Source organism: Vibrio splendidus (assembly GCF_003345295.1).
GTDB classification, from domain to species: domain Bacteria; phylum Pseudomonadota; class Gammaproteobacteria; order Enterobacterales; family Vibrionaceae; genus Vibrio; species Vibrio splendidus_K.
The window spans coordinates 2,557,268-2,583,358 of record NZ_CP031055.1 but is presented as its reverse complement, the minus strand read 5'-3'; the positions used below and the strand labels follow the sequence as shown (position 1 = coordinate 2,583,358).

Annotated in this window: 24 protein-coding genes and 2 tRNA genes; 22 read left to right on the top strand and 4 right to left on the bottom strand. The window is 44.5% G+C overall.

The window, feature by feature from the left end:
• Positions 1 to 119 precede the first annotated feature (119 nt).
• Positions 120 to 593, top strand: a complete 474-nt coding sequence (gene greA, locus DUN60_RS11315) for a transcription elongation factor GreA (RefSeq protein ID WP_017084249.1) — start codon at positions 120 to 122, stop codon at positions 591 to 593.
• Between the two features lie 125 nt (positions 594 to 718).
• Here the strand turns inward: greA and yhbY are convergent, their stop codons facing one another.
• Positions 719 to 1,015 (bottom strand): ribosome assembly RNA-binding protein YhbY, encoded by a 297-nt coding sequence (gene yhbY / locus DUN60_RS11310; protein ID WP_004734509.1) that lies wholly within the window; start codon positions 1,013 to 1,015, stop codon positions 719 to 721.
• A gap of 114 nt (positions 1,016 to 1,129) precedes the next feature.
• On the opposite strand from yhbY, the gene rlmE reads away from it, so the two are divergent.
• The 17 genes from rlmE (at position 1,130) to DUN60_RS11220 (ending at position 19,464) form a co-directional block, all read left to right on the top strand.
• Entirely contained in the window at positions 1,130 to 1,759 is a 630-nt protein-coding gene (gene rlmE, locus DUN60_RS11305) for a 23S rRNA (uridine(2552)-2'-O)-methyltransferase RlmE (protein ID WP_004734508.1), read from the top strand.
• A gap of 107 nt (positions 1,760 to 1,866) precedes the next feature.
• Positions 1,867 to 3,837, top strand: a complete 1,971-nt coding sequence (ftsH, locus tag DUN60_RS11300) for an ATP-dependent zinc metalloprotease FtsH (RefSeq protein ID WP_114633977.1) — start codon at positions 1,867 to 1,869, stop codon at positions 3,835 to 3,837.
• Positions 3,838 to 3,927: 90 nt separating this feature from the next.
• Positions 3,928 to 4,758 carry a dihydropteroate synthase gene (folP, locus tag DUN60_RS11295; RefSeq protein ID WP_114633976.1) on the top strand — a complete coding sequence of 277 codons (831 nt, stop codon included), beginning with the start codon at positions 3,928 to 3,930 and terminating at the stop codon, positions 4,756 to 4,758.
• Positions 4,759 to 4,779: 21 nt separating this feature from the next.
• On the top strand, positions 4,780 to 6,120 hold the full coding sequence (gene glmM / locus DUN60_RS11290; RefSeq protein ID WP_017087432.1) for a phosphoglucosamine mutase: 1,341 nt from the start codon (positions 4,780 to 4,782) through the stop codon (positions 6,118 to 6,120).
• A 310-nt stretch (positions 6,121 to 6,430) separates the two neighbouring features.
• Entirely contained in the window at positions 6,431 to 6,763 is a 333-nt protein-coding gene (secG, locus tag DUN60_RS11280) for a preprotein translocase subunit SecG (RefSeq protein ID WP_004734504.1), read from the top strand.
• Between the two features lie 16 nt (positions 6,764 to 6,779).
• A tRNA-Leu gene (locus DUN60_RS11275) sits at positions 6,780 to 6,864 on the top strand.
• Between the two features lie 53 nt (positions 6,865 to 6,917).
• Positions 6,918 to 6,994, top strand: a tRNA-Met gene (locus DUN60_RS11270).
• Positions 6,995 to 7,231: 237 nt separating this feature from the next.
• Complete coding sequence (gene rimP, locus DUN60_RS11265) at positions 7,232 to 7,687, top strand: ribosome maturation factor RimP (protein WP_004734501.1); 456 nt, start codon at positions 7,232 to 7,234, stop codon at positions 7,685 to 7,687.
• A 35-nt stretch (positions 7,688 to 7,722) separates the two neighbouring features.
• Positions 7,723 to 9,210, top strand: a complete 1,488-nt coding sequence (nusA, locus tag DUN60_RS11260; protein ID WP_004734499.1) for a transcription termination factor NusA — start codon at positions 7,723 to 7,725, stop codon at positions 9,208 to 9,210.
• Positions 9,211 to 9,232: 22 nt separating this feature from the next.
• Positions 9,233 to 11,923 carry a translation initiation factor IF-2 gene (gene infB / locus DUN60_RS11255; RefSeq protein WP_004734497.1) on the top strand — a complete coding sequence of 897 codons (2,691 nt, stop codon included), beginning with the start codon at positions 9,233 to 9,235 and terminating at the stop codon, positions 11,921 to 11,923.
• A 134-nt stretch (positions 11,924 to 12,057) separates the two neighbouring features.
• The gene (rbfA, locus tag DUN60_RS11250) at positions 12,058 to 12,471 is read left to right on the top strand and encodes a 30S ribosome-binding factor RbfA (RefSeq protein WP_004734495.1); all 414 of its coding nucleotides are present in this window, start codon (positions 12,058 to 12,060) and stop codon (positions 12,469 to 12,471) included.
• A complete protein-coding gene (gene truB / locus DUN60_RS11245; protein ID WP_004734494.1) occupies positions 12,471 to 13,424 on the top strand; it encodes a tRNA pseudouridine(55) synthase TruB in 954 nt (317 codons plus the stop codon). Before rbfA ends, truB begins: the two co-directional genes overlap by 1 nt.
• A 218-nt stretch (positions 13,425 to 13,642) precedes the next feature.
• Positions 13,643 to 13,912: a 30S ribosomal protein S15 gene (gene rpsO / locus DUN60_RS11240; protein ID WP_004734493.1), complete on the top strand. Its 270-nt coding sequence runs from the start codon at positions 13,643 to 13,645 to the stop codon at positions 13,910 to 13,912.
• Between the two features lie 379 nt (positions 13,913 to 14,291).
• Entirely contained in the window at positions 14,292 to 16,412 is a 2,121-nt protein-coding gene (gene pnp / locus DUN60_RS11235) for a polyribonucleotide nucleotidyltransferase (protein WP_086048817.1), read from the top strand.
• Positions 16,413 to 16,536: 124 nt separating this feature from the next.
• Positions 16,537 to 17,460 (top strand): lipoprotein NlpI, encoded by a 924-nt coding sequence (nlpI, locus tag DUN60_RS11230; RefSeq protein ID WP_004734491.1) that lies wholly within the window; start codon positions 16,537 to 16,539, stop codon positions 17,458 to 17,460.
• 169 nt (positions 17,461 to 17,629) lie between these two features.
• Complete coding sequence (locus DUN60_RS11225) at positions 17,630 to 18,037, top strand: MarR family winged helix-turn-helix transcriptional regulator (RefSeq protein ID WP_004734490.1); 408 nt, start codon at positions 17,630 to 17,632, stop codon at positions 18,035 to 18,037.
• Positions 18,038 to 18,126: 89 nt separating this feature from the next.
• Positions 18,127 to 19,464 (top strand): MATE family efflux transporter, encoded by a 1,338-nt coding sequence (locus DUN60_RS11220; protein WP_114633975.1) that lies wholly within the window; start codon positions 18,127 to 18,129, stop codon positions 19,462 to 19,464.
• An 84-nt stretch (positions 19,465 to 19,548) separates the two neighbouring features.
• Here the strand turns inward: DUN60_RS11220 and DUN60_RS11215 are convergent, their stop codons facing one another.
• The 3 genes from DUN60_RS11215 to DUN60_RS11205 all read right to left on the bottom strand — a co-directional run bounded on the left by DUN60_RS11215 (position 19,549) and on the right by DUN60_RS11205 (position 23,677).
• Complete coding sequence (locus DUN60_RS11215; RefSeq protein WP_162808221.1) at positions 19,549 to 20,427, bottom strand: U32 family peptidase; 879 nt, start codon at positions 20,425 to 20,427, stop codon at positions 19,549 to 19,551.
• Positions 20,428 to 20,445: 18 nt separating this feature from the next.
• On the bottom strand, positions 20,446 to 21,459 hold the full coding sequence (ubiU, locus tag DUN60_RS11210; protein ID WP_114633973.1) for a ubiquinone anaerobic biosynthesis protein UbiU: 1,014 nt from the start codon (positions 21,457 to 21,459) through the stop codon (positions 20,446 to 20,448).
• 178 nt (positions 21,460 to 21,637) lie between these two features.
• Positions 21,638 to 23,677: a sensor domain-containing protein gene (locus DUN60_RS11205; RefSeq protein WP_114633972.1), complete on the bottom strand. Its 2,040-nt coding sequence runs from the start codon at positions 23,675 to 23,677 to the stop codon at positions 21,638 to 21,640.
• A 258-nt stretch (positions 23,678 to 23,935) separates the two neighbouring features.
• On the opposite strand from DUN60_RS11205, the gene ubiT reads away from it, so the two are divergent.
• The 4 genes from ubiT (at position 23,936) to rimI (ending at position 25,951) form a co-directional block, all read left to right on the top strand.
• A complete protein-coding gene (gene ubiT / locus DUN60_RS11200) occupies positions 23,936 to 24,463 on the top strand; it encodes a ubiquinone anaerobic biosynthesis accessory factor UbiT (RefSeq protein WP_004734485.1) in 528 nt (175 codons plus the stop codon).
• On the top strand, positions 24,447 to 24,950 hold the full coding sequence (locus tag DUN60_RS11195; RefSeq protein ID WP_004734484.1) for a GNAT family N-acetyltransferase: 504 nt from the start codon (positions 24,447 to 24,449) through the stop codon (positions 24,948 to 24,950). Before ubiT ends, DUN60_RS11195 begins: the two co-directional genes overlap by 17 nt.
• 154 nt (positions 24,951 to 25,104) lie before the next feature.
• Positions 25,105 to 25,503: a DNA polymerase III subunit psi gene (locus DUN60_RS11190; RefSeq protein ID WP_114634321.1), complete on the top strand. Its 399-nt coding sequence runs from the start codon at positions 25,105 to 25,107 to the stop codon at positions 25,501 to 25,503.
• A complete protein-coding gene (gene rimI, locus DUN60_RS11185) occupies positions 25,496 to 25,951 on the top strand; it encodes a ribosomal protein S18-alanine N-acetyltransferase (RefSeq protein ID WP_029222735.1) in 456 nt (151 codons plus the stop codon). Before DUN60_RS11190 ends, rimI begins: the two co-directional genes overlap by 8 nt.
• Positions 25,952 to 26,091 lie beyond the last annotated feature (140 nt).

Below are 26,091 nucleotides of genomic sequence, written 5' to 3'. Positions count from 1 at the left end.
AAGGTGATTTAGCCATAAAGTTTGTTTACACTAAGCCAAATCGTTTTGTTTCTATCACCCAATAAATGCGTTGGGTGTATTTATGTTGGCCAAAGAAAGCTTTGGCATAGAGGTAAAAAATGGAAAAGGTTCCAATGACAGTGCGTGGCGCTCAGCAGCTACGTGACGAATTAGATCGCCTACTTAAGCTACGTCCTATTATTTCAGCAGCTATTGGTGAAGCACGTGAACTCGGTGACTTGAAAGAGAATGCAGAGTACCACGCCGCTCGTGAAGAGCAGGGTATCTGTGAAGCTCAAATTCGAGATATCGAATACAAGCTATCGCTAGCTCAGATCATCGACGTAACTCAAATGGATAACACAGGCAAGGTTATCTTTGGTACTACGGTTACTTTGATTGACGTAGATACTGATGAAGAGTTCCGTTACCAAATCGTTTCTGAAGATGAAGCTGAAATCAAAACTGGCCGCATTTCGGTGAAATCACCGATCGCTCGTGGCCTTATTGGTAAGATGGAAGGTGACGAGGTTATTATCTCTACACCTGGCGGCGATAAAGATTTCGAAATAGACAAAGTAGAATACATCTAATTGAATTTACTTTGGTTTTAATAAGTAAAAAGGTCGCTAATGCGACCTTTTTCGTTTCTCACGCTACACTAAAAGATAAGCACAGTGGCTTTCTTATTGTGGAGCTAGCTTGATGTCAAACTAGCTTATTTGCGTGGAATCTCGATTTTACGTGCTTCTGACTGACGGAACAGTACTAGAACTTTACCGATAGTCTGTACTTTCTCAGCTTTAGATTCACGTACAATTGCATCGATAATCAGTTGCTTAGTCTCACGGTCTTCTGATGCAACTTTAATCTTGATCAGTTCGTGGTGGTCTAGAGCTAATTCGATTTCCGCTAGAACAGCTTCAGTAAGTCCATTTGCGCCCATTAGCACTACAGGTTTTAAACTGTGAGCTAGGCCCTTTAGATGCTGCTTTTGTTTGGTACTTAGGTTCATTACGCGGCCAATTTTATTTAGTATTAGGGTTGAAAAAACCTATTTTAACGCCATCTAAAGCTGAAGACTATAATTTATTCAGCAATTAGTACTTTCCTCCAATTTAGGTATCCAATGAGCAAACAGAAACACTCGGCCAGTTCAGGCCGTTGGTTGAAGGAACACTTCGACGACAAGTATGCAAATGAAGCAAGAAAAAGAGGCTATCGTTCGCGTGCTTATTTCAAAATGGAAGAGATTCAAACGAAAGATAAATTGCTGACTCCTGGGATGACCATTGTGGATTTGGGCGCAGCGCCTGGCGGTTGGTCTCAATATGCTGCTAAGATTATCGGAGACAACGGTCAAATCATTGCTTGTGACTTGCTACCTATGGATCCGATCGCTGGAGTGAGCTTTTTACAAGGTGATTTCCGCGAAGAAGCTGTGCTAGATGCCTTGTTGGAACGTATACAACCAAACATGGTTGATGTCGTGATGTCTGATATGGCACCTAATATAGCAGGCAACAATTCTGTGGATCAGCCGAGAGCTATGTATTTAGTTGAATTAGCTTTGGATATGTGTCGACAAGTTCTAGCTACCAATGGTAGTTTTGTTGTAAAAGTATTCCAAGGCGAAGGGTTTGACCAATATGTTAAGGACGTCCGTGAGATGTTTAAAACAGTCAAAGTGAGAAAACCCGACTCTTCTCGAGCTCGATCTCGTGAAGTGTTTATCGTAGCAACTGGTTACAAAGGTTAACGATTCTCTTCCAAGAGTGAGAGTTAACAACATGGCTACAGGTTACAAACTGTAGTACCCTACCTTTAATTACAATTAGTTATCGAGAGGCTTACACCTTGAGTGACATGGCAAAAAATTTAATTCTGTGGCTTGTTATCGCGGTTGTGTTGATGTCGGTCTTCCAGAGCTTTGGCCCTGGGGAAAGTAACGGCAGAGCAGTAGATTACACCACGTTTGTACAGGAAGTTGGCCAAGGCCAGATTCAAGACGCACAGTTCAATAACAGCGAAATTACTTTCACACGTCGTGGCGGTGGTTCTAAGTATGTAACTTACATGCCTGTTTATGATCAAAAGCTACTTGATGACTTAATTAATCAAAACGTAAAAGTTCAGGGTACACCACCTGAAGAGCAGAGCCTGCTTGGCACTATCTTCATCTCTTGGTTCCCAATGATCTTACTGATTGGTGTGTGGATTTTCTTCATGCGTCAAATGCAAGGCGGCGGCGGCGGTAAAGGCGCGATGTCTTTCGGTAAGAGTAAAGCTCGAATGATGAGCGAAGAACAAATCAAAACGATGTTTGCTGATGTTGCTGGTTGTGACGAAGCAAAAGAAGACGTGAAAGAGCTTGTGGATTACCTTCGTGACCCAAGTCGCTTCCAAAAACTGGGTGGTAAGATCCCGACAGGTATCCTGTTGGTCGGTCCTCCTGGTACTGGTAAGACATTGCTTGCAAAAGCAATTGCTGGTGAAGCGAAAGTACCGTTCTTTACTATCTCAGGTTCTGATTTCGTTGAAATGTTTGTTGGTGTTGGTGCATCTCGTGTGCGTGACATGTTCGAGCAAGCGAAGAAAGCAGCACCTTGTATCATCTTTATCGATGAAATCGATGCTGTAGGTCGTCAACGTGGCGCTGGTGTTGGTGGTGGTCACGATGAACGTGAGCAAACACTTAACCAAATGCTGGTTGAGATGGATGGTTTCGAAGGTAACGAAGGTATTATTGTTATCGCTGCGACTAACCGTCCCGACGTGCTAGACCCTGCATTACTTCGTCCTGGTCGTTTTGACCGTCAAGTTGTGGTTGGTCTACCTGATGTACGTGGTCGTGAACAGATTCTTAAAGTGCACATGCGCAAAGTTCCACTATCAGGTGATGTTGAACCATCTCTGATTGCTCGTGGTACTCCAGGTTTCTCTGGTGCAGATCTTGCGAACCTTGTGAACGAGGCGGCGCTATTTGCAGCTCGTGGTAACAAGCGCAATGTATCGATGGTTGAGTTTGAACTTGCGAAAGATAAGATCATGATGGGTGCAGAGCGCCGTTCAATGGTGATGTCTGAAGAAGTGAAAGAGTCAACAGCTTACCACGAAGCAGGCCACGCAATTGTTGGTCGTTTGGTACCTGAACACGATCCAGTGTACAAGGTGTCAATCATTCCACGTGGTCGTGCACTTGGTGTGACTATGTATCTACCTGAGCAAGATCGCGTAAGCATGTCTCGCCAACACCTAGAGTCAATGATCTCTAGCTTGTACGGTGGTCGTCTTGCTGAAGAACTTATCTACGGTAAAGATAAGGTTTCGACTGGTGCGTCTAACGATATCGAACGTGCAACTGATATTGCTCGCAAGATGGTAACGCAGTGGGGCTTCTCTGAAAAACTAGGCCCTCTTCTATATGCTGAAGAAGAAGGCGAAGTTTTCCTAGGTCGTGGCATGAGCCAAGCGAAACATGTTTCTGACGATACAACTCGACTTATCGATGAAGAAATTCGTATTCTTATCGACCGTAACTATGCTCGTGCGAAGCAGATTCTTGAAGAGAACATGGATCTCATGCACTCGATGAAAGATGCGTTGATGAAGTTTGAAACGATTGATGCAGGTCAGATTGATGACTTGATGGAACGTAAAGACGAGATTCGCGAGCCTGCTGGTTGGGGTGATCAAGCAAAAGCAGAACCTGCAAAGGAAGAAGCCAAGCCTGAAACTGAAGCTAAATCAGAAGAACAAGCTAAAGCCGACCCAGAAGAATCGAAAGTTGAAGACGTTAAATCTGAATCAGATGATACTCAAAACAAAGATTCTTAATCGCTAAGCTATAAATTAAAACCCTGAGTACGCTCAGGGTTTTTCTGTTTATAGCCCAAGGTGTTTTTTACTCTTTAAGACCTGCCTTTCATGATATTAAAAGCAAATAATAAAACGCTCGTTTTAGATCGCCCACATGTAATGGGTATCCTCAATGTCACGCCTGATTCTTTCTCTGATGGCGGAAAATTCAACTCATTAGACAATGCATTGCTGCAAGCTGAACGAATGATTCAAGCCGGCGTTAGCATTATTGATATTGGTGGTGAATCGACTCGTCCTGGAGCACCGGACGTTTCCTTAGAGGAAGAGCTCGCTCGAGTTATTCCTGCAATTAAAGCGATTCGTGCCAAGTTTGATGTTTGGATTTCTATTGATACCAGCAAAGCGGAAGTGATGCGCCAAGCTGTTGAAGCGGGTGCTGATTTGATCAATGATGTACGCGCTTTACAAGAGCCAGGTGCCCTACAAGCTGCCGCTGAGGCTAATGTTCCTGTTTGCTTGATGCACATGAAAGGCCAACCAAGAACCATGCAAGCTAGCCCAGTTTACGACGATGTTCTAATGGATGTTGAAGCATTCCTACAAGAAAGAGTGGAAGCTTGTGAGGCTGTAGGAATCTCAAAAGAACAGCTGATTCTGGACCCTGGTTTTGGTTTTGGTAAAACCATTGAACACAATTACCAACTATTAGCGCACCTTGAAAAATTTCATACGCTTGGGTTGCCAGTTTTAGCTGGGATGTCGAGAAAATCGATGATCTTTAAGCTACTGGACAAGGCCCCAGCAGATTGTATGGTAGCCAGTGTCACTTGCGCGACTATCGCTGCAATGAAAGGCGCACAAATTATTCGCGTTCACGATGTTGAAGATACATTGGAAGCGATGAAGATAATCGAAGTGATGAATAACAATCACTAATAATAATTAAGGAAAATCAATATGTCTGATAAAAGACGTTACTTCGGCACAGATGGTGTACGTGGCAAAGTTGGCCAATACCCGATTACACCTGATTTTGTTCTGAAGCTTGGTTGGGCTGCAGGTCGTGTTCTTGCGAAGCAGGGCACCAAGAAAGTGATCATTGGTAAAGATACTCGTATCTCTGGCTATATGCTTGAGTCTGCGTTAGAAGCTGGCCTTGCTGCTGCGGGTCTTCAGGCTACGTTTACTGGCCCAATGCCAACACCTGCTGTAGCTTACTTAACACAAACTTTCCGTGCTGAAGCTGGTATCGTTATCTCTGCATCGCATAACCCTTTCTATGACAACGGCATTAAGTTCTTCTCTTCTGAAGGCACCAAATTGTCGGATGACATTGAGTTGGCTATCGAAGCTGAACTAGATAAAGATATCGAGTGCGTGGAATCTTCTGCATTGGGTAAAGCTGTACGCTTAAATGATGCAGCTGGCCGTTATATTGAATTTTGTAAAAGTACATTCCCACACAAAATGACGTTAGCGGGCATGAAAATTGTGGTGGATTGCGCACATGGTGCGACTTACCACATTGCGCCAGCGGTATTTAAAGAGTTGGGCGCTGAAGTGATTGCAATGGGTGTTGAGCCAAATGGTACTAACATCAATCACGAAGTGGGTGCGACAGATGTGCGTGCTCTGCAAGCTAAAGTACTTGAAGAAAAAGCAGCTCTAGGCCTAGGCTTTGATGGTGACGGTGACCGCATCATCATGGTTGATGAGCTAGGTAATAAGGTTGATGGTGACCAAATCGCTTACATCATTGCTCGTGATGCGTTGCGTCGTGGTGAGTTGAAAGGTGGCGTTGTTGGTACGCTAATGACGAACCTTGGTATGGAAAATGGCCTTAAGCAATTAGGTATTCCATTTGTACGTGCCGCTGTTGGTGACCGTTACGTCATGGAGCAACTTCTTGCTAAAGGCTGGAAGATCGGTGCAGAAAATTCGGGTCACGTTATCCTATTAGATAAAGTGACGACAGGTGACGCTATCGTTGCTGCTCTGCAAGTGTTGGCTTCAGTTGTTGATAGCGAAATGACACTGAATGAGCTGTCTCAGGGCATGACGTTATACCCTCAAGTTCTAGAAAACGTTCGTTTCAGCGGAGATTCAAACCCACTAGAAGCCGAAGCGGTAAAAGCAGCGGTTGTTGAAGTAGAAGCAGAGCTTGGCGAGAAAGGTCGTGTGCTATTACGCAAGTCTGGTACCGAGCCACTACTGCGTGTCATGGTTGAAGGCGAAGATGCTGAGCTTGTTCAATCTTCAGCGCTTAAGATCGCTGATGCAGTAAAAGCAAACTGCTAATTTAACCTTTTACTTAACCGGCGAAACGAATAGCGCCTGTGATTAGAAGTGATTGACTTATATCACGGTCAAAAGATATCACGGTTATGAGATATCACGGTCAAAAGAGACGTAAATGAGTTTTGTGTCGCTTTTGACCTTTTTTTAACCATTCACTTGGTAAAGGCTTATTTTTTAGCAAATTCCCCTTGTCAGCCATCGTCGCATTCGCTAGTATTGCTCGGCCTTCAGTTAGGAGGTCGCTAGCCTTGTTCTTAAAAATAGTTTTTTGAACGGCGCTGGCTCAACAATTAGGAACATAGGTGGAAAAATGTTTACAGTTCTACTTGTGATTTACCTGTTGGCAGCGCTTGGTGTAATTGGCCTAGTGTTGATTCAACAAGGTAAAGGCGCAGATATGGGAGCCTCTTTCGGTGCTGGCGCTTCAAACACTGTGTTTGGTGCTGGTGGCTCAGGAAATTTCCTTACCCGAATGACTGCAGTTTTTGCAACTACATTTTTTATCCTTAGCTTAGTGCTTGGTAATATGTCTACACATAAAACTGAGTCACAATGGATTGACCCGACTCAAGGTCAGGTAATTCAGCAAGCTGAAGATGCAGTGAGTGAAGTTCCGACGCAAGGCGACGAAATTCCACAATAAGCTGCAAAGATTTGATGCCGAGATGGTGAAATTGGTAGACACGCTAGCATGAGGTGCTAGTGCCTTAGGGTGTGAGGGTTCGAGTCCCTCTCTCGGCACCATGTTTACAAACTTGTAAAACATCTTGTTGGGCGTATAATGCTCACAAGTCGGACGCGGGATGGAGCAGTTTGGTAGCTCGTCGGGCTCATAACCCGAAGGTCGTCGGTTCAAATCCGGCTCCCGCAACCAATTTCAATGCTATTATATAGCTTGTATTGGTAGCAAGTTTGCACAGTGTGAACCTCACTGTGAGTTAAGTGTGATATCGAATGTGATGACACTTAACATATAAGGGTCCAGCAACAAAAACCCCGGCTTATACGGGGTTTTTTGTTATCTAAGCATTTGTAAATGCCTTTAGATGATAATGTTTGCTTGGAATTTAAATTGGGCTTTGAGCCCTTTTTTTGTTTCTGGAGTGGTTAAATGACTGGTTTAGAGAGACAACTTACTGAAATGCTTGACGCTCCAGTAGCAGCATCAGGTTATGAGTTAGTTGGATTAGAATTTATTCGTGCTGGTGAGCACTCAACGCTACGTATTTACATCGATTCACCAAATGGTATCAATGTAGATGATTGCTCTGAGGTTAGTCACCAAGTAAGTGCCGTAATGGACGTTGAAGATCCAATTTCAGTGGCTTATAACCTTGAAGTGTCTTCACCAGGTTTAGAGAGACCACTGTTCAAAGCAGAGCATTACCAACAATTTATTGGTCACGAGGTAAGCATCGTTTTGAAAATGGCTGTCGGCAACCGTCGTAAATGGAAAGGTGATATCCAATCTATCGAAGGCGAGACAGTGAAAGTATTGGTTGAAGGACAAGAAGAAGAATTCGTCCTGAGCAATATTGCGAAAGCTAACCTGATCCCTAAATTTTAGTTCTCCTAGAGAGAAGAGCTTAAGAGGCTAGATTAATGAACAAAGAAATTTTGGCGGTAGTAGAAGCTGTTTCAAATGAGAAAGCAGTTCCTCGTGAGCGTATTTTTGAAGCGCTTGAAATCGCGCTTGCAACGGCAACAAAAAAGAAAAGCGAATTAGAAATTGAAGTTCGTGTAGAAATTGACCGTAAAACGGGTAATTTCGAAACTTTCCGCCGTTGGGAAGCTGTTGAGGAAGTTGAATTCCCAACAAAAGAAATCTCTATTGAAGCTGCAAAGTACGATGATCCAGAGATCGAACTTGGCGGTTTCATTGAAGATGATATCGAATCAGTAACGTTTGACCGTATTACGACTCAAACGGCTAAGCAAGTTATCGTACAGAAAGTACGTGAAGCAGAACGTGCTCAAATCGTTGAACAGTTTATTGACAACGAAGGCGAGCTCGTAACTGGCGCAGTTAAAAAAGTTAACCGTGACACAGTTATTCTAGATCTAGGTAACAACGCTGAAGCGGTAATCCTTCGTGACGACCAACTTCCTCGTGAAAACTTCCGTCCAGGTGACCGTGTTCGTGGTCTTCTTTACGCAGTTAAACCAGAAGCTCGCGGTTTCCAGCTTTTCGTTACTCGTTCGAAGCCAGAAATGCTAGCTGAACTATTCCGCGTTGAAGTGCCTGAGATTGGTGAAGAGCTAATTGAACTTAAAGGTGCTGCACGTGACGCTGGTTCTCGTGCTAAAATCGCTGTGAAAACAAACGACAAACGTATTGACCCTGTTGGTGCGTGTGTTGGTATGCGTGGTGCACGTGTACAAGCTGTTTCTAATGATCTTGGCGGTGAGCGTATCGATATCGTTCTTTGGGACGATAACCCAGCTCAGTTCGTTATTAACGCAATGGCACCTGCTGATGTTGCTTCAATCATCGTTGATGAAGATGCACACTCTATGGACATCGCTGTTGAAGCCGATAACCTGGCACAAGCGATTGGCCGTAGCGGTCAAAACGTACGTCTAGCTTCTCAACTAACGGGTTGGGAACTGAATGTAATGACTGTTGCTGATCTAGAGAAGAAGCACCAAGAAGAAGCAGTTGCTTCTATTGAAAACTTCATGAAGCACCTAGACATTGAAGAAGACTTTGCTCAAATGCTTGTTGAAGAAGGCTTCTCTACACTTGAAGAAGTGGCATACGTTCCAGTGAACGAGCTTCTTGAAGTAGACGGTCTAGACGAAGGTATCGTTGAAGAACTACGTAACCGCGCGAAAGACGCACTGACTACTCTAGCGCTAGCGAAAGAAGAGACTTTCGACGGTGTTGAGCCTGCTGAAGACTTACTTGCACTTGAAGGTCTTGAGCGTGAAATGGCTTACAAGCTAGCAGCAAAAGGCGTTGCGACATTGGAAGACCTAGCTGACCAAGGCGTTGATGAACTAGAAGGCATCGAAGACCTAACTGCAGAGCGAGCAGGCGAGCTGATTATGGCTGCGCGTAACATCTGTTGGTTCGGCGACGAAGAATAATTCAGCAAGGAGAGAAAGCGGTATGACACAATTAACAGTTAAAGCACTGAGTGAAGAGATTGGTACGCCAGTTGACCGCTTAATTGAACAACTTGCTGATGCAGGAATGAAGAAAGCAGGGTCGGATCAAGTGACTGATTCAGAGAAGCAAACATTGCTAACGCACCTTAAAAAGGAGCATGGCGATACTTCAGGCGAAACAGAACCGACTCGTTTAACTCTTCAACGCAAGACCCGCAGCACGCTAAGTGTTGCCGCTGGAGGCGGTAAGAGTAAGGATGTTCAAGTAGAGGTACGTAAAAAGCGTACTTACGTGAAGCGCAGCACTATTGAAGATGAAGCGAAACGTGAAGCTGAGGAAGTAGCTAATCGTGAAGTGGAAGAGAAAGCACAACGCGATGCTGAAGAGCAAGCGAAACGTGATGCTGCAGAGAAAGCACAGCGCGAAGCCGAAGAAAAAGTAACACGTGAAGCGGATGCAAAACGTGATTCTGAAGAGAAGGCTCAACGCGCACAAGCTGAAAAGGCTAAAAAAGACATGAATTCAAAAAATGCAGACGCTAACGCACAAGCGAAAAAAGAAGCGGATGAACTTAAAACTCGTCAAGAGCAAGAAGCAACTCGTAAAGCCGAAGCTGAAGCAGCTAAGCTTGTTGAGGAAGCTCGTAAGTTAGCAGAAGAAAACCAAGAACGTTGGTCTGAAGAAGAGAAGAAGAAGAAAGAGCAAGAGAAATCTGCGGATTACCATGTGACTACTTCTACTTATGCTCGTGAAGCAGAAGATGCGGCTGATAAAAAAGATGAGAAAGCTCCTCGTCGTCGCAAGAAGAAACCTGCTCCAGCAGCTCAACCTGGCAACAACCGTGGTGGTCGTAACCAACGTGGTCGTGGCGGTAAAGGTAAGCTTGCTAAACCAACTTCAATGCAGCAAGGCTTCGATAAGTCAGCAACTGTTGCTAAATCTGATGTTGCTATTGGCGAAACTATCGTTGTTTCTGAACTGGCTAGCAAAATGTCAGTTAAAGCAACTGAAGTTATCAAAGTAATGATGAAGATGGGCGCTATGGCGACTATCAACCAAGTGATCGACCAAGAAACAGCACAACTTGTTGCTGAAGAAATGGGCCACAAGGTTATCCTACGTAAAGAAAACGAACTAGAAGAAGCAGTGCTAGCTGACCGTGATAGCGATGCTGTCGCAGAAGGTCGTGCTCCTGTTGTTACTATCATGGGTCACGTTGACCACGGTAAAACTTCTACACTTGATTACATTCGTAAAGCACACGTTGCGTCTGGCGAAGCTGGCGGTATCACACAGCACATTGGTGCTTACCACGTAGATACTGACAACGGCATGATCACGTTCCTTGACACTCCTGGACACGCGGCGTTTACAGCTATGCGTGCTCGTGGTGCTCAAGCGACAGATATCGTTGTACTTGTTGTTGCCGCTGATGATGGCGTAATGCCACAAACAATCGAAGCTATCCAGCACGCGAAAGCGGCAGGTGTTCCTCTGATTGTTGCTGTGAACAAGATCGACAAAGAGGGTGCAAACCCAGACAACGTTAAGAATGAGCTAGCTCAATACGACGTTATCCCTGAAGAATGGGGCGGTGAGAACATCTTCGTTCACATCTCTGCAAAACAAGGTACAAACATCGATGGTCTTCTAGAAGCTATCCTTCTTCAGTCTGAAGTTCTTGAGCTTACAGCGGTTAAAGAAGGCATGGCATCTGGTGTTGTTGTTGAATCTCGTCTTGATAAAGGTCGCGGTCCAGTTGCAACAGTACTAGTACAGTCTGGTACTCTAAACAAAGGCGACATCGTTCTTTGTGGTCAAGAGTACGGCCGTGTTCGTGCAATGCGTGATGAAAACGGTAAAGACATCGAAACTGCAGGTCCATCTATCCCTGTAGAAATTCTAGGTCTTTCTGGCGTTCCTGCTTCAGGTGATGAAGCAACGGTTGTACGCGATGAGCGTAAAGCGCGTGAAGTTGCGAACTACCGTCAAGGTAAATTCCGTGATGTTAAACTAGCTCGCCAACAAAAAGCGAAACTAGAGAACATGTTCGCGAATATGACGGCTGGTGAAGTTGCTGAACTTAACGTTGTACTTAAAGCTGACGTTCAAGGTTCTGTAGAAGCAATTGCTGACTCTCTACTGAAACTGTCAACTGACGAAGTTAAAGTTAACATCGTAGGTTCTGGTGTTGGTGGTATTACGGAAACTGATGCAACTCTTGCAGCCGCTTCTAACGCTATCATCCTTGGTTTCAACGTTCGTGCTGACGCAACTGCGCGTGGTACTGTTCAGAATGAAAACCTAGATCTACGTTACTACTCAATCATTTACCAACTGATCGACGAAGTGAAACAGGCGATGGGCGGTATGCTTGCTCCTGAATTCCGTCAAGAGATCATTGGTCTTGCTCAAGTTCGTGACGTATTTAAGTCGCCTAAACTTGGTGCAATCGCTGGTTGTATCGTTACTGAAGGTACGATTAAGCGTAGCAGCCCAATCCGCGTACTTCGCGAAAACGTTGTTATCTACGAAGGTGAACTAGAGTCACTTCGTCGCTTTAAAGATGACGTTCAAGAAGTTAAAAATGGTTACGAGTGTGGTATCGGCGTTAAGAACTACAACGACGTTCGCGTTGGTGACCAGATCGAAGTATTCGAAATTGTTGAAGTTAAACGTACTCTAGACTAATCAGTCAGTACGACTCGACATATTGACTAAGGTTACTAACATTACCTGTAAAGGTAATAAGTAATCGGTTGTTGAATACACCATGGGGGGCTGGTAATTACCAAGCCCCCCATCTTTCTAAGTGAGAAAAGAAAATGTCAAAAGAATTTAGCCGCACACAACGTGTGTCTCAGCAGCTTCAAAAAGAGCTCGCACTTATCCTCCAACGTGAAGTTCGTGACTCACGCATTGGTATGGTAACTATTTCAGATGTCGAAGTGTCTCGTGACCTTGCATACGCAAAAGTGTTCGTGACTTTCCTATGTATCGGTGAGCAAACACCTGAATCATGTCTTGCTGCTCTTAAAGAGCATGAAGTGCCAGTTCGTATGGCTCTTGGCAAGCGTATTCGTCACCGTCTAACACCTGAAGTTCGTTTTACTTACGACAACACATTGGTAGAAGGCATGCGTATGTCTAACCTAGTAAGTGAAGTACTGAACGATGACAAGCGTAAGCAAGAAGAATCTGGCCGCACTGACGAAACTCAGTCTAAGGATGAAGAGTAATGGCTCGCCGTCGTAAAGGTCGCCCTATAAATGGGGTAATTCTATTAGATAAGCCAACAGGCATTTCATCTAATGACGCACTGCAAAAAGTAAAGCGTATTTACTTTGCAGAGAAGGCAGGGCACACCGGTGCTCTGGATCCTCTTGCGACTGGCATGCTGCCAATTTGTCTTGGTGAAGCAACGAAGTTCTCTCAGTTTCTTCTAGATTCTGATAAGCGCTACGTTGTTGTCGCGAAGCTTGGTGAGCGTACCAACACCTCAGATTCTGATGGTGAAGTGGTTGAAACGCGTGAAATCAACGTTACTCAAGAGCAACTTGAACGCTGCATTGCAAGCTTCAAAGGTGAAACCGACCAGATTCCATCAATGTTCTCAGCATTGAAGTATCAAGGTAAGCCTTTGTATGAATATGCACGTGCAGGTATCGAAGTGCCTCGTGAGTCTCGCAAGATCACTGTGTATTCTATTGAGCTACTTCGCTTTGAAGGTGATGAAGTTGAGATGGAAGTACATTGTTCTAAAGGTACTTACATCCGCACAATTACCGACGATCTTGGTGAAATGCTAGGTTGTGGTGCTCACGTGACAATGCTTCGTCGTACTGGTGTTGCAAAGTACCCGTATGAACGCATGGTTACCTTGGAACAGCTGAACGAAATTCTAGAGCAAGCACAAGCGCAAGAGATTGCACCTAAAGAGTTGCTTGATCCATTGTTAATGCCAATGGACACCGCTGTAGAAGACTTACCTGAAGTTAACTTGAATGCGGAACTGACTGATCTTGTTCAGCACGGTATGCCCGTTCAAGTCGCAGGCGCTCCTGCTGAAGGTACCGTTCGCATGACAAGCGGTGAAGAGAAGCTGTTTGTTGGGGTTGCTCAAATTGCTGAAGATGGCCGAGTTGCACCGAAACGTTTGGTTGTTTTCAGAGATGAAGAGCCACAAGCGTAACGTTTAAATCGAGTCAGATATTAGCGCTGAGTCGTGAAAGACGAGTAAATAATATAGAAAGCGAGCCCTTAATTTTAATGGTTCGCTTTTTTCGTTTTCCATCAGTTCGATTGTTATTGCACCAACTCGTAAACTTCCCTATAATCCTCGGCTCGCGTAGCGGCTGAATCAGAGATTGGCTGCTACAAATATAAACTTACTCTTATCAGGAGAGATTTATGTCTCTGAATGCAGAAACTAAAGCAGCAATCGTTGCAGAATACGCACAATCTGAAGGCGACACAGGTTCACCAGAAGTACAAGTAGCACTACTTACTGCTTCTATCAACCACCTACAAGGTCACTTCAAAGCGCACAAACACGATCACCACAGCCGTCGTGGTCTATTACGTATGGTTTCTAGCCGTCGTAAGCTTCTTGATTACTTGAAAGGCAAAAACCTTACTCGTTACCAAGACCTAATCAAGCGTCTAGGCCTACGTCGCTAATAGCGATGTCTGCAAAGACAGTTTGAAGAAAAGGAGCATTTATGCTCCTTTTTTTGTGCCTGTAAGAAAATGTTTGGCCGGATGCACAGAATATCATCTGGCTTTTTCTGATAGGAAATATCTCTCCTAATAAAAATAGTTTATACTACGCCCGCCTATGCGTTTTCAACGCTGGGCAATCAACCTCTCAAGACGTTACAGTCACAGATGTCGGCCAATAGGTCGCGACTATTCAAAGGCGGATTTGGTCTTAATTCGGCGTATGAACTCATACAAAGAAGCATCATTCCCAAGTCTCTTTTCACTAGTCGCGATTGGTAATATCTTGAGTCAATCTTCACTTAATCTAAAGTCATGACTTTAGAGCTAAGGATATACAATGTTTGAAAAACCAGTTGTAAAATCGTTCCAGTACGGTAACCACACCGTTACTCTAGAAACGGGCGTAATGGCACGTCAAGCTACTGCTGCTGTAATGGCGACTATGGACGATACATCAGTATTCGTTTCTGTTGTTGCTAAGAAAGAAGCTGTTGCAGGCCAAGATTTCTTCCCTCTAACAGTTAACTACCAAGAGCGTACATACGCTGCGGGTAAAATCCCTGGTGGTTTCTTCAAGCGTGAAGGTCGTCCTTCTGAAGGCGAAACGCTAACAGCTCGTCTGATTGACCGTCCAATTCGTCCACTTTTCCCAAGTGCGTTTAAAAACGAAGTTCAAGTTATCGCTACGGTTGTTTCTATCAACCCTGACGTAAACCCAGACATGATCACTATGATCGCAACGTCTGCTGCGCTTGCTATCTCTGGTGCTCCATTCAATGGTCCTATCGGTGCTGCACGTGTTGGTCACATCGACGGCGAACTTGTTCTTAACCCATCAAATACTGAGCTTGAAAACTCTAAACTAGACCTAGTTGTGTCTGGTACAGAAGGCGCAGTACTTATGGTTGAATCTGAAGCAGATAACCTATCTGAAGAAGAAATGCTTTCAGCTGTTGTTTATGGTCACGACCAACAACAAGTTGTAATCAAAGCGATCAACGAATTTGCAGCTGAAGTTGCAACTCCATCTTGGAACTGGGAAGCGCCAGCAGTTAACACTGAGCTTAAAGCTAAAGTTGCTGAGCAAGCTGAAACTCGTCTATCTGACGCGTACCAGATCACTGAGAAAATGGCTCGTTACGAGCAAGTTGGCGCAATCAAGAACGACACTGTTGAAGCTCTAATTGCACAAGACGAAAACCTAGATGAGCGCGAAATCCGCGGCATGCTTGGTTCTCTAGAGAAAAACGTAGTACGTAGCCGCATCATTGCTGGCAACCCACGTATCGATGGCCGTGAAAAAGACATGGTTCGTGCGCTAGACGTACGTACTGGTGTTCTTCCACGTACACACGGTTCTTCTCTATTCACTCGTGGTGAAACTCAAGCACTTGTTACTGCAACGCTTGGTACACAACGTGATGCACAAATCATCGACAGCTTAATGGGTGAGAAGAAAGACAACTTCCTTCTACACTACAACTTCCCTCCATACTGTGTTGGTGAGACTGGTTTCGTTGGTTCTCCTAAGCGTCGTGAAATTGGTCACGGTAAGCTTGCTAAACGTGGTATCCAAGCAGTAATGCCTTCTGTTGACGAATTCCCATACACAGTTCGTGTTGTATCGGAAATCACTGAATCTAACGGTTCTTCTTCAATGGCTTCTGTATGTGGTACATCTCTAGCGCTTATGGATGCTGGTGTTCCAATCAAAGCTTCTGTTGCGGGTATCGCAATGGGTCTTGTTAAAGAAGGCGACGATTTCGTTGTTCTTTCTGACATCCTTGGCGACGAAGATCACCTAGGTGACATGGACTTTAAAGTAGCAGGTACTAACGCTGGTATCACTGCACTTCAAATGGACATCAAGATCGAAGGTATCACTAAAGAGATCATGCAAATTGCTCTTAACCAAGCGCAAGGTGCACGTAAGCACATCCTTTCTGTAATGGATGAAGCTATCTCTGGTGCTCGTGAAGACATCTCTGAATTCGCTCCACGTATCCACACAATGAAAATCAGCTCTGATAAGATCAAAGATGTTATCGGTAAAGGCGGTGCAGTTATCCGTGCTCTTTGTGAAGAAACGGGAACTACAATCGAAATCGAAGACGATGGCACAATCAAGATTGCTGCTACTGAAGGCGCAGCTGCTCAAGAAGCTATCCGCCGTATCGAAGAGATCACTGCTGAAGTTGAAGTTGGCCGCATTTACCAAGGTAAAGTTGCTCGTCTAGCTGACTTCGGTGCATTCGTTACTATCCTTCCAGGTAAAGATGGTCTAGTACACATCTCTCAAATCGCTGATAAGCGTGTTGAGAAAGTGTCTGACTACCTAACTGAAGGTCAAGAAGTACCAGTTAAGGTTCTTGAAATTGACCGTCAAGGCCGTGTACGTCTGAGCATGAAAGAAGCAGTTGAAACGCCAGCTGAAGGCGAAGCACCTGCTGCTGAGTAATTCTTAGCCTATTAATGGGACTATCGCTTTTTAGTGATTTCTAACCCATTGGTAAAAAAGCATGTTATAAAGGGGAGCATATCGCTCCCCTTTTTTATTGCGGTCATAACAGGAGTAATTATTTGTGAAATGGTTTCAAACCGCGAGTATGTGTTTACTGCTTGTACTAACTGGTTGTGCGACAACATCAGATAACACCTCACGTTGGGTTTATCCACCAATGGCTGTGCCGCTTCAACCAAGTGTTCAGCAAGAAGTGCAAATAGCGCGTCTTAGTCAGCTATTACAACGCCCAGATTTGAACGATGAAGTTCGAGCTAAAATGTTGTTCGAGCGTGGTAATTATTACGACAGCGTTGGCCTGCGCGATTTAGCGCGTCTTGATTTCAATCAGTCTCTTTCATTGAACCCCGCTCAACCTGATATCTTCAATCTTTTGGGTGTTTACTTTACGCAGGTAGGGGAGTTTGATGCCGCTTATGAATCTTTTGATTCTACGTTAGAGCTTGATCCTGCAAACTCATATGCAGAAAGAAATCGCTCTATCGCTCTCTACTATGGCGAGCGTTATGATTTAGCTAACGAAGAGATGATGAAGCACTACGCTGATGATCCTAGCGATCCGTTTCGCGCTCTGTGGCTTTACATCATTCAGCATGAACTCACGCCAGAACAAGCAAAGCTTGATCTTCAAAAGCGTTACGAGAGCCGTGACGAACAGTGGGGCTGGGTATTAGTTGCGATCATGCTTGACGATATTACCGAAGAGCAGGCATTCAAAGCTATCCTAACCGGGACTCGTGACAATACGCTCCTAGCTCAACGTCTGACGGAAACGTACTTCTACCTTGCTAAGCGTCACCACATGAATGGTGATTACGCGAATGCGATCTCTTTGTACAAGTTAGCAGTTTCTTTTAACGTGTATGAATACGTAGAACACCGTTACTCTTTTTTAGAGTTAAGTCGTATCTTCACTACGCTTAAAGCCGAGCATTTAGCACAAGTTAAGTTGGCTGAGGCCGAAGAAGAAGCTAACGCTAAGTAAGCGATACATTTTGATTCCGAAAAGCCGCTGCCTATCAGCGGTTTTTTTATGGCCCTTTTTTATGCTCCTTTTTTATAAACGGGGGTCTTGTTTTTGATTGCTTTTTATTTAAACAACACTAAAATAGTTAGCCTTGCTAACTAAATGCAAATTCTGTGGTTGGAAATCTATGCTGGACCAAAATCTAGAAAAAATTGAACGCTTTGCTTCTAAGATATGGCGAACTCAAGTTAATGAAGATCCTATCTGCCAGTTGAGCTTCAATGAGTACGATTATTTGAAGGTCATTCAAGCATCGTTAGAGCCTATTCGACTAACAGACCTTGCTATTGAGATGCAGGTGACAAAACCTTCTGCGACGACTATGGTTCAAAGGCTAGAAAGAAAAGGTCTAGTTGAGCGCAAAGCGTCTCTTGAAGATGCGAGATCTAAGCTGGTGATTTTGACCCAAAAAGCTGAAGTCGGTTTGGAAGAAGAAAGTAAAATCTATCAGGTCATGGCACAGATACTGGAAAGTCGCTTGTCTGAGCAAGAATCCCACCAGCTGAACCTATTATTAAACAAGGCTTTGAAATAAATAATTTAGATATTTAGTTAGTCTTGTTAACTAGTTTTACGAGTCATATCCCATTGGTATGCGACTCACTGAAGAAAGTAGAGTAAGAAATGAGTAACTCAATTAGTCGTCAATTCTGGCGATACACAATACCTACCGTAGCGGCCATGTTAGTTAATGGCCTTTACCAAGTGGTGGATGGTATTTTCATTGGCCGTTATGTGGGGGCCGATGGACTTGCGGGCATTAACGTTGCGTGGCCTGTTATTGGGGCGATCCTCGGTATTGGTATGCTCGTGGGAGTGGGGACGGGGGCGCTTGTCTCGATCCGTCAAGGCGAAAAAGACACGAAAGGTGCTAAGCAGATCTTAGCAACCGGCCTAACCTTGCTGTTGGCGATAACACCCATTGTTTCTGGATTGTTGTTTCTGTTTGCCGATAACTTCTTGCTTTGGCAGGGTGCTGAAGGGCGAGTGTATGAACTAGGCCTGCAATACTTACATATTCTGATTGGCGCTAGTGTCTTCACTTTAGGCTCTATCGCGATGCCGTTTTTACTGCGTAACGATGACAGTCCTAACTTGGCCACCATACTGATGATTGTCGGTGCGGTGATTAACATTGTATTGGATTACCTATTTATCGCGCAGCTTGGTTGGGAATTGAAGGGTGCTGCATTGGCAACCGCAATTGCTCAGTTTGTGGTAACGGGTTTGGGGTTGGCTTACTTTTTCTCACGTCGAGCAAACTTACGTTTACGTTGGAGTGAACTGAGACTGAAGTTATCGGTGATTCCTGACATCTTCGCCATTGGTACCTCGAGCTTCTTTATGTACGCTTATGGTTCGATGATGGTGGCGCTGCACAATGCCTTGTTCTCTCAATATGGCGATCAGCTGATGATTGGTGCTTACGCTATTTTGGGCTACATAGTGACGGTTTATTATCTCACAGCGGAAGGTATCGCCAACGGCATGCAGCCATTAGTAAGCTACAACCATGGTGCGCGTAATCAAGCAAACATTCGTAAGTTACTTAAGATTGCGATGGTGAGTTCGGTATTGATCGGTGTCGCGTTTGTATTGCTGCTGAACGCATTCCCACGTGAGTTCGTTTCTGTGTTTAGTTCGGATGAACCACAGCTAGTCGAGTACACAGTGTTGGGTATCCGACTGCACATGTTTGCACTGGCGCTTGATGGCTTCTTGGTGGTAGCGGGTGCTTACTATCAGGCGGTGAACAAAGGCAGCAAGGCGATGTTTGTGACGATAGGTAATATGCTTATCCAATTACCTTTCTTGTACATCATGCCTAAATTGTACGGTGTGCCGGGGATTTGGATTGCCTATCCATTGTCCAATATCGCGTTAAGCGTAGTTGTTATGATCATGCTCTACAAAGACGTAAAGAAGCTCGATGTTGCGCCGCTGGAAACCGCGACGGCATAGGTCGCTTTTCTTAAACTGAATGATAAAAGGTCTAGCGAATGCTAGACCTTTTTTGTATCTGTTACTGATTGATTCAATGAGGAGTTAGATGTTCTTAACGTCTAAACCTGCAAGTTGGTGCCAGTAACCGTTGCATTGGCGGCTTTCAATGGTCATTGGTTTTTGGCCATGCTCATTGGCTTTGAAGTTGTTGATCTCAGAGAAGGTATCGATGCCCAATGGGCTTAAACGAACCACATCAACCAAGTCATGCATGCTAGGTAGATCATTGACTAGGTTGTAACAGTAACCTGATTGAGTTTGAATACCGTTAAGGTTAAAGACAGACTGGCCTTCTTGGCTATCGACTTGTAGGCCGGTAGGGTATTTGATGCAGCAGGTTTCGCAATCGTCTTTGGCTTTGTTTTCTGCGCGAGCGGTAAAGCATCGTGCTGAGTAAGCAAGTGGTAGGTAGCCGTGGCTAAATACTTCTACTTCGAACTTATTACGGATATTAAGCTCTTCGCATTGTGTCATGACGTTGCTCAGCCATTCACGAGAAAGCTCAACAGGCATGCACCAGCGCGTCATACCTTGCTTCAAAAACAGGTTCAGAGTGCGTGCATTGTAGGTGTTAACTGCAGGGCCAACCACGAACGGTACTTTGCTTTCGCTGGCTAATTGAATGGCAGATACGTCGTTGGCTTCAATCGCAAAGTCACCATTGTCGATGTACTTCTTCATGATGTTGACTTCGCTTGGCGCTTCCAACAACGCCATCGTCGATAGCACGACTTGCTTACCGGAAGCCGACAGCTCTTTGGCAATGTCCATCCAGTGTTTGGCTTTCATCTCACGGCGTTTTGAACACACCGCTTCACCAAGGTAGATGATGTCGGCAGAGCTAGACTTTGCTTGCTCATAGAAGCTTTCAACGTCTTGTTTTGGCCAAAAGTAAAGTAGAGGGCCTAATGCGTATTTCATTGAGTTCTCCATTTGGCGCTATTGCCATTTACGGTGGTAAGCACCAAGGGTGGTTTGTGTGCCTTCAGATACATTCGCCAGTGTCGCATTCCAAGCTTGTTCCACTTGGTATTGTTCTGGATTCGCTAAGTAGCGATCAATGGCCGCACGCCACGTACGAGTCACTTGTTCAACATAAGCCGGGCTACGTTGGCGGCCTTCAATTTTCACTGAGGCAACGTTGGCAGCAAATAGCTCAGGCAGCATAGACAGCGTGTTGAGGCTAGTTGGCTCTTCAAGTGCATGGTAGCGCTTACGCTCGCCATCGATATCCGCCTCAAAACGACCCTTACACAGTGTTGGGTAGCCCGCGTTTTCGCCAGTTACGTACTTGTCGATAAGAATCTCATTCAAGCGTGACTCTAGACCTGTTTCTGTTTCTTGCCAGCGAACGTATTTTGCTGGAGAACAAGCACCAACGGTATTGGGTGATTCGCCGGTCATATATGAAGAGAGGTAACAACGACCTTCCGCCATGATGCATAGACTACCAAAAGCGAATACTTCAAGGTCAACGTCAGAAGTGATATTACGAGAAAGCTGTTTGACCTGATGAATCGACAATACGCGAGGCAATACCACACGCTTTACATTGAAGTTCTTGTGGTAGAAGTCGATTGCAGCCGCATTGGTCGCAGAAGCTTGAACCGATAGATGCAATTCTAGTTCTGGATATTTGTTTGCTGCGTACTCAAGTACTGCGATATCAGCAATGATCAGCGCATCAACACCTAGTGCTGCGGCGTTGTCTACGGCATTTGTCCAGCGTTCGAAGCCATTTGGGTGAGCAAAAGTATTTAAGGCAACGTGAATTTTCTTGTTGCGGTCATGCACATATTGCACAGCACGATCGAGCTTTTTACCCGCAAAGTTAAGGCCTGCAAAGTGTCGGGCATTGGTATCGTCTTTGAATCCGATATAGACAGCATCCGCACCACAATCAATAGCTGTTTTCAAAGCAGGTAAGTTACCCGCTGGGCATAAGAGTTCCATTTGCTCACTACCAGTAGAATGAAATTGAAGCGAGTATTTTATGAAGAATTATGAATGACGGAATTGATGTAAGGCAGGTTTAGATGGATAAATCTGCTTTTACTCCGTTTGGGGTACTGACTAGTAAGGCTTTTGTTCTTTGGCGTGGCTTTTGACTGGGGGATAGTTGAATCGTGTACTAGTTCTTATGGCGACGATTTTGGGCAAACAGCTCTTCGACGTCTTGTTTCGGTTGTGGGCGATAGAAGTGGAAGCCTTGGATTGAACTGCAGTTGAGGTTAGAAAGCAGGGTCGCTTGTTCACTGGTTTCGACGCCTTCTGCCACTACAGTTAAATCGAGAGATTTACCCAGGTTGATGATGTTTTCAATCACAGTGATTTGCTTTGGTAGCGTATCGATATCAGAGATGAAAGCACGGTCAATCTTAAGCTCATCAATTGGGAATCGAGCCAAATAAGACAGAGAAGAGTAGCCCGTACCAAAATCATCGATAGATAAAGCAAAGCCGAGTTTCTTTATAGCGTTAAGCATTTGAAGTGTGTGTTCACTATCACTCATCACCGCGCTTTCTGTCAGCTCAAACGTAATAGCACTAGGGTCAAGCTCTGTTGAACGAAGTAACTTTTCAACGTAATCAATCAGTTTCGGGTTACCAAATTGCTCTGGAGACAAGTTGATAGCCACTCTACCTGGCAAGATACCTTGCATCTTCCAACGCTTAACCGTGGCAAATACTTCACGCATCACCACTCGGCCAAGTTGTTCAATAAGGCCAGCTCGTTCCGCTACAGGGATAAATGCGGCAGGGCTGATGTAGCCTTCTACTGGGTGCTTCCAGCGCACTAAAGCTTCTGCACCGTTGATGGTGAAATCACGCGCGTTGACCTTAGGTTGATACCAAACCTCAAGTCCATTCTGTTGCAGTGCTTTTTGTAGCTCTATCTCCAACCACAATCGCATACGCGCTTCTTTGTTCATCTGTTCGTTGAACTTGATCAGGCGGTTACGTCCACGATCTTTCGCTTCATACATTGCGGTGTCTGCATTTTGCAGCAAGATACGAGCATCGGTGCCATCTTGAGGAAAGTTCACGCTGCCAATCGAGCAGGCTAAGCGCTTACTAAAGTGGTGAAGATCGAAGGGTTGATTGATCAGGGAAATGATCTTTTCAGCGAGCATTTCAGGTGTTCGCTGATGTTCAGGTTCTGGCAGGATAATACCAAACTCATCCCCGCCTAAATGACCAATAACGGCCTGACGAGGCAGTAAACGTTTTAGGCGTGAAGCAACCTCTTTAATCACTTTATCGCCAATGTGATGACCTAGTGAATCATTGATATTCTTAAAGTTATCAATATCTAAGTAGAGCATCACAACTGGCGTATCGTTTTGAATGAACTGCTCAAGACGTTTGGTGAACCCAACTCGGTTGTAGAGCTTGGTCAGTGCATCGATGTAGGCATCTTCACTGTTTGCTGGCGTATACTGCTTTGTGGTCTCTTGTGCATCTTGGATAAGCACAAGCTGAGTGTTACTTCCAAGAATAGTGGTGGAGTCGATGTTGAGTTGAACTTTACGTTCAAAGCCGCATCGGGCACCCGTTAAGCAAACCAAACCAGACTCAGAAATAATAGAACTGAGGTTATTATTGAAGACTGTTTTGGTTTGTTCATCGATGAATAATCGTCCCAACTCTTCGCCAATTAACTCGGTGGTGGAGTTAAAGCCGAGCAAGCGTGCTGCTGCTGGGTTTGATGACAAGATGTAGTCACTTTCAACTAACAGTAATCCGTCAGGGAGTAGGTGAGATAGCTTGTGGAATTTCGCTTCGGATTCTTCTAAAGAACGAGCAAGTACTTGGTTTTCTGATGTGTCGAAGGCATGAAAGACAATGTAGTCGGTTTTGTTGCCATTCGTCAGCGGAGATAGGCTGAAATGAAGGCTGGTATCGAGGTCAGTTTCGTTGAGAGTGACTTCGGCCTCAATCGTTTCGCCATTGAATGCACGCTCATAGTAAGGCTTAAGATGTTGGTAGAATTGCTCACCTAATGTTTGGCGGTCATTCATGCCAGCAAGCTCGGTTTTACTCAAACCAGCAATATCGCAGTAACGCTCATTAACCATAAAATAGTTATGTTGGGCGTCAAGTACCGCAAAAAAGAACGGACTGTTTGCTGTTAGCTGGGTAAACCAATGTTGTAGTTGCTGGGGAGGCATCAAAGTACTACCAATTCTCCAAGAGCTTGAATATTCACTATCGATAAATATTTATTACTTTTTGTGTGGCTATCGATATTTACCTGTGAGTGCAGCGATCCGCTGTAATTCTCATGACCTGAGTTACTATAACTGTGATTTTCAGGATATTAAAGGTCGAGTATCAAACCGAAGTTAATTTGATACATAACAGTAACTGAGATTTCAACATCATCTATGATGCATTCCATATTATTGACAAAGTTACGGATAAGTCACGTGATAAACAAGATTCGCACTCAACTAGTTCAAAATGCCGCATCAATTTTGCGATCTCCAGTCCAGTTATTGCCTAAAACAGTACAAAAAAGAGCCTTATTGGAGGCGCTTAAGAATGTCTTTAAGGAAGCTTTAGAGGACGGTGACTTTGAATTCTTAGAAGACAAGTGGCTTAAAGTCTCAATAAAAGATATGGGGTTAAGTTGGTGTATTAGCTATCAAAATGAGCAACTAGTTGTAGCTGATAACGAGGTTGTTGAAGATGTAAGCTTTAGCGGAAACCTTAACGATCTTGTGCTGATTGCCGGGCGTAAAGAAGACCCAGATACGCTTTTCTTTCAACGTAGACTGTCTATTGAGGGCGATACCGAGCTTGGTTTAGAAGTCAAAAACTTGATGGATAGCGTAGATTTAGACGTATTGCCGACTCCTATGAAAACTTTGTTAAATCAATTAGCTGATTTTGTGCAGAAGGGAGTACAATCCCCAGATACACAAAGTGAGGTAATGAATGCTTATTCGAACTGAAGCACCGGCAGATATACTTGTCATTGATCGTTTATTGAAATCTGTTTTTGAAACAGATGCAGAAGCTAATTTGGTTATGAGTTTGCGTGAGAATAGCCATTTAACGCTATCGCTGGTGGCTTGTTCTGATGAGGGCGAGGTGGTTGGTCACCTGATGTTTAGCCCTATCACTCTCCATGGTGACGATCATAACTGGCAGGGACTTGCGCCTCTTGCAGTGAAAGAAGAGTACCGCAATCAGGGTATTGCCAAATCACTGGTTGAAGACGCATTTTCTACATTGGTAGATTTCGGTTACCCAGCCTGTGTTGTGCTTGGTGATCCTGCTTACTACGGCCGCTTTGGTTTTAAGGCTGCGAGCGAGTTTGGCCTGAGTTGTGTTTGGGATGTACCTGAAGGTGCTTTCCAAGCGATTGAGTTGGTAGAGGGTGTGTTTGCTGGGCATTCTGGTGAGATTGCTTACAGCCCAGAGTTCAACGACTTATAAGCTGATTTACCATGTAATCCGATACAAACTGATTTAGTCTAAATAAAGGAGCTTGATGCTCCTTTATTTTTTGTTAGTATCAGCCCCAATGAGCTCCTTTTCAGTTCGCTCTAAGAAGAGCAATACCAACAAACCTAAGGTTACACCGCTAGATATGTCACAAACACACGCACAATACCTGCAAGAGATGGACATCAGCCAATGGGAGCTTAGTCACCCAGAGCGTTTGGTTGGCTACGAATCTGAATTGATTCCACTATCGAGCGACTGTAAGTTGCTACTGGTTTCGCCTGAAAAACCTCAGGAAGATCTCGCCGTGATGTTTGAACGCGTACTTAAAAGTATCAAGCTCGACTTATCTCAGGCTTTACACCTTCAACCACAACACTTGTCTGCTGTGGATTTAGGTTCGGTTGAATGGGTATGGTTTGCTGGTTGCGAATCTGCCCATGAACTGAAGGCAAAAACACTTCAATCTCCATTACTGTCTGACATTAACGGTAATAACCAACATCGCCGCGACTTATGGCAACAAATTTGTGCTTATGACTAATCAACTTTTACCCACTTCAGAACAACACCTAGACGCAATTTGGCAAATTGAGCAGACCGCGCATTCTCATCCTTGGTCTGAAAATATGATCCGTGATCTTAATAGTCGTGGAGGCAGCCACCGTGTTTTAGAAGTCGATGGAAAGGTTGTCGGCTATTTCTATGCTCAGAACATTGTCGGTGAGGTTACTTTGCTGACGATAGCGGTTGACCCTAAGCAGCAAGGTAAAGGTTACGGCAAGGCTTTGGTTGAGCACTTTCTCGATATGTGTGAACAAGCTGACGCGGAAAGTGCTTGGTTGGAAGTTCGCGAAAGTAATGTGAATGCTTTTAATCTTTACGAGAAGGCTGGCTTTAATGAAGTCGACCGCCGCCGTAACTATTACCCAACCAAGCAAGGCAACGAAGATGCGATCATTATGAGCTATCTTTTTATGTCGTTTAGTTAGGGCGTGTTACGTCTTTTAGCCGACTAGGTAACTAACCACAGAATTAGCCACAAAATAGGGTGTAAACTGACCCTTTAGAAAGTGACTCGCTTTCTGTATAATCCGCACACAGAATTCAAGGGCAAGTATTATCTACTTGC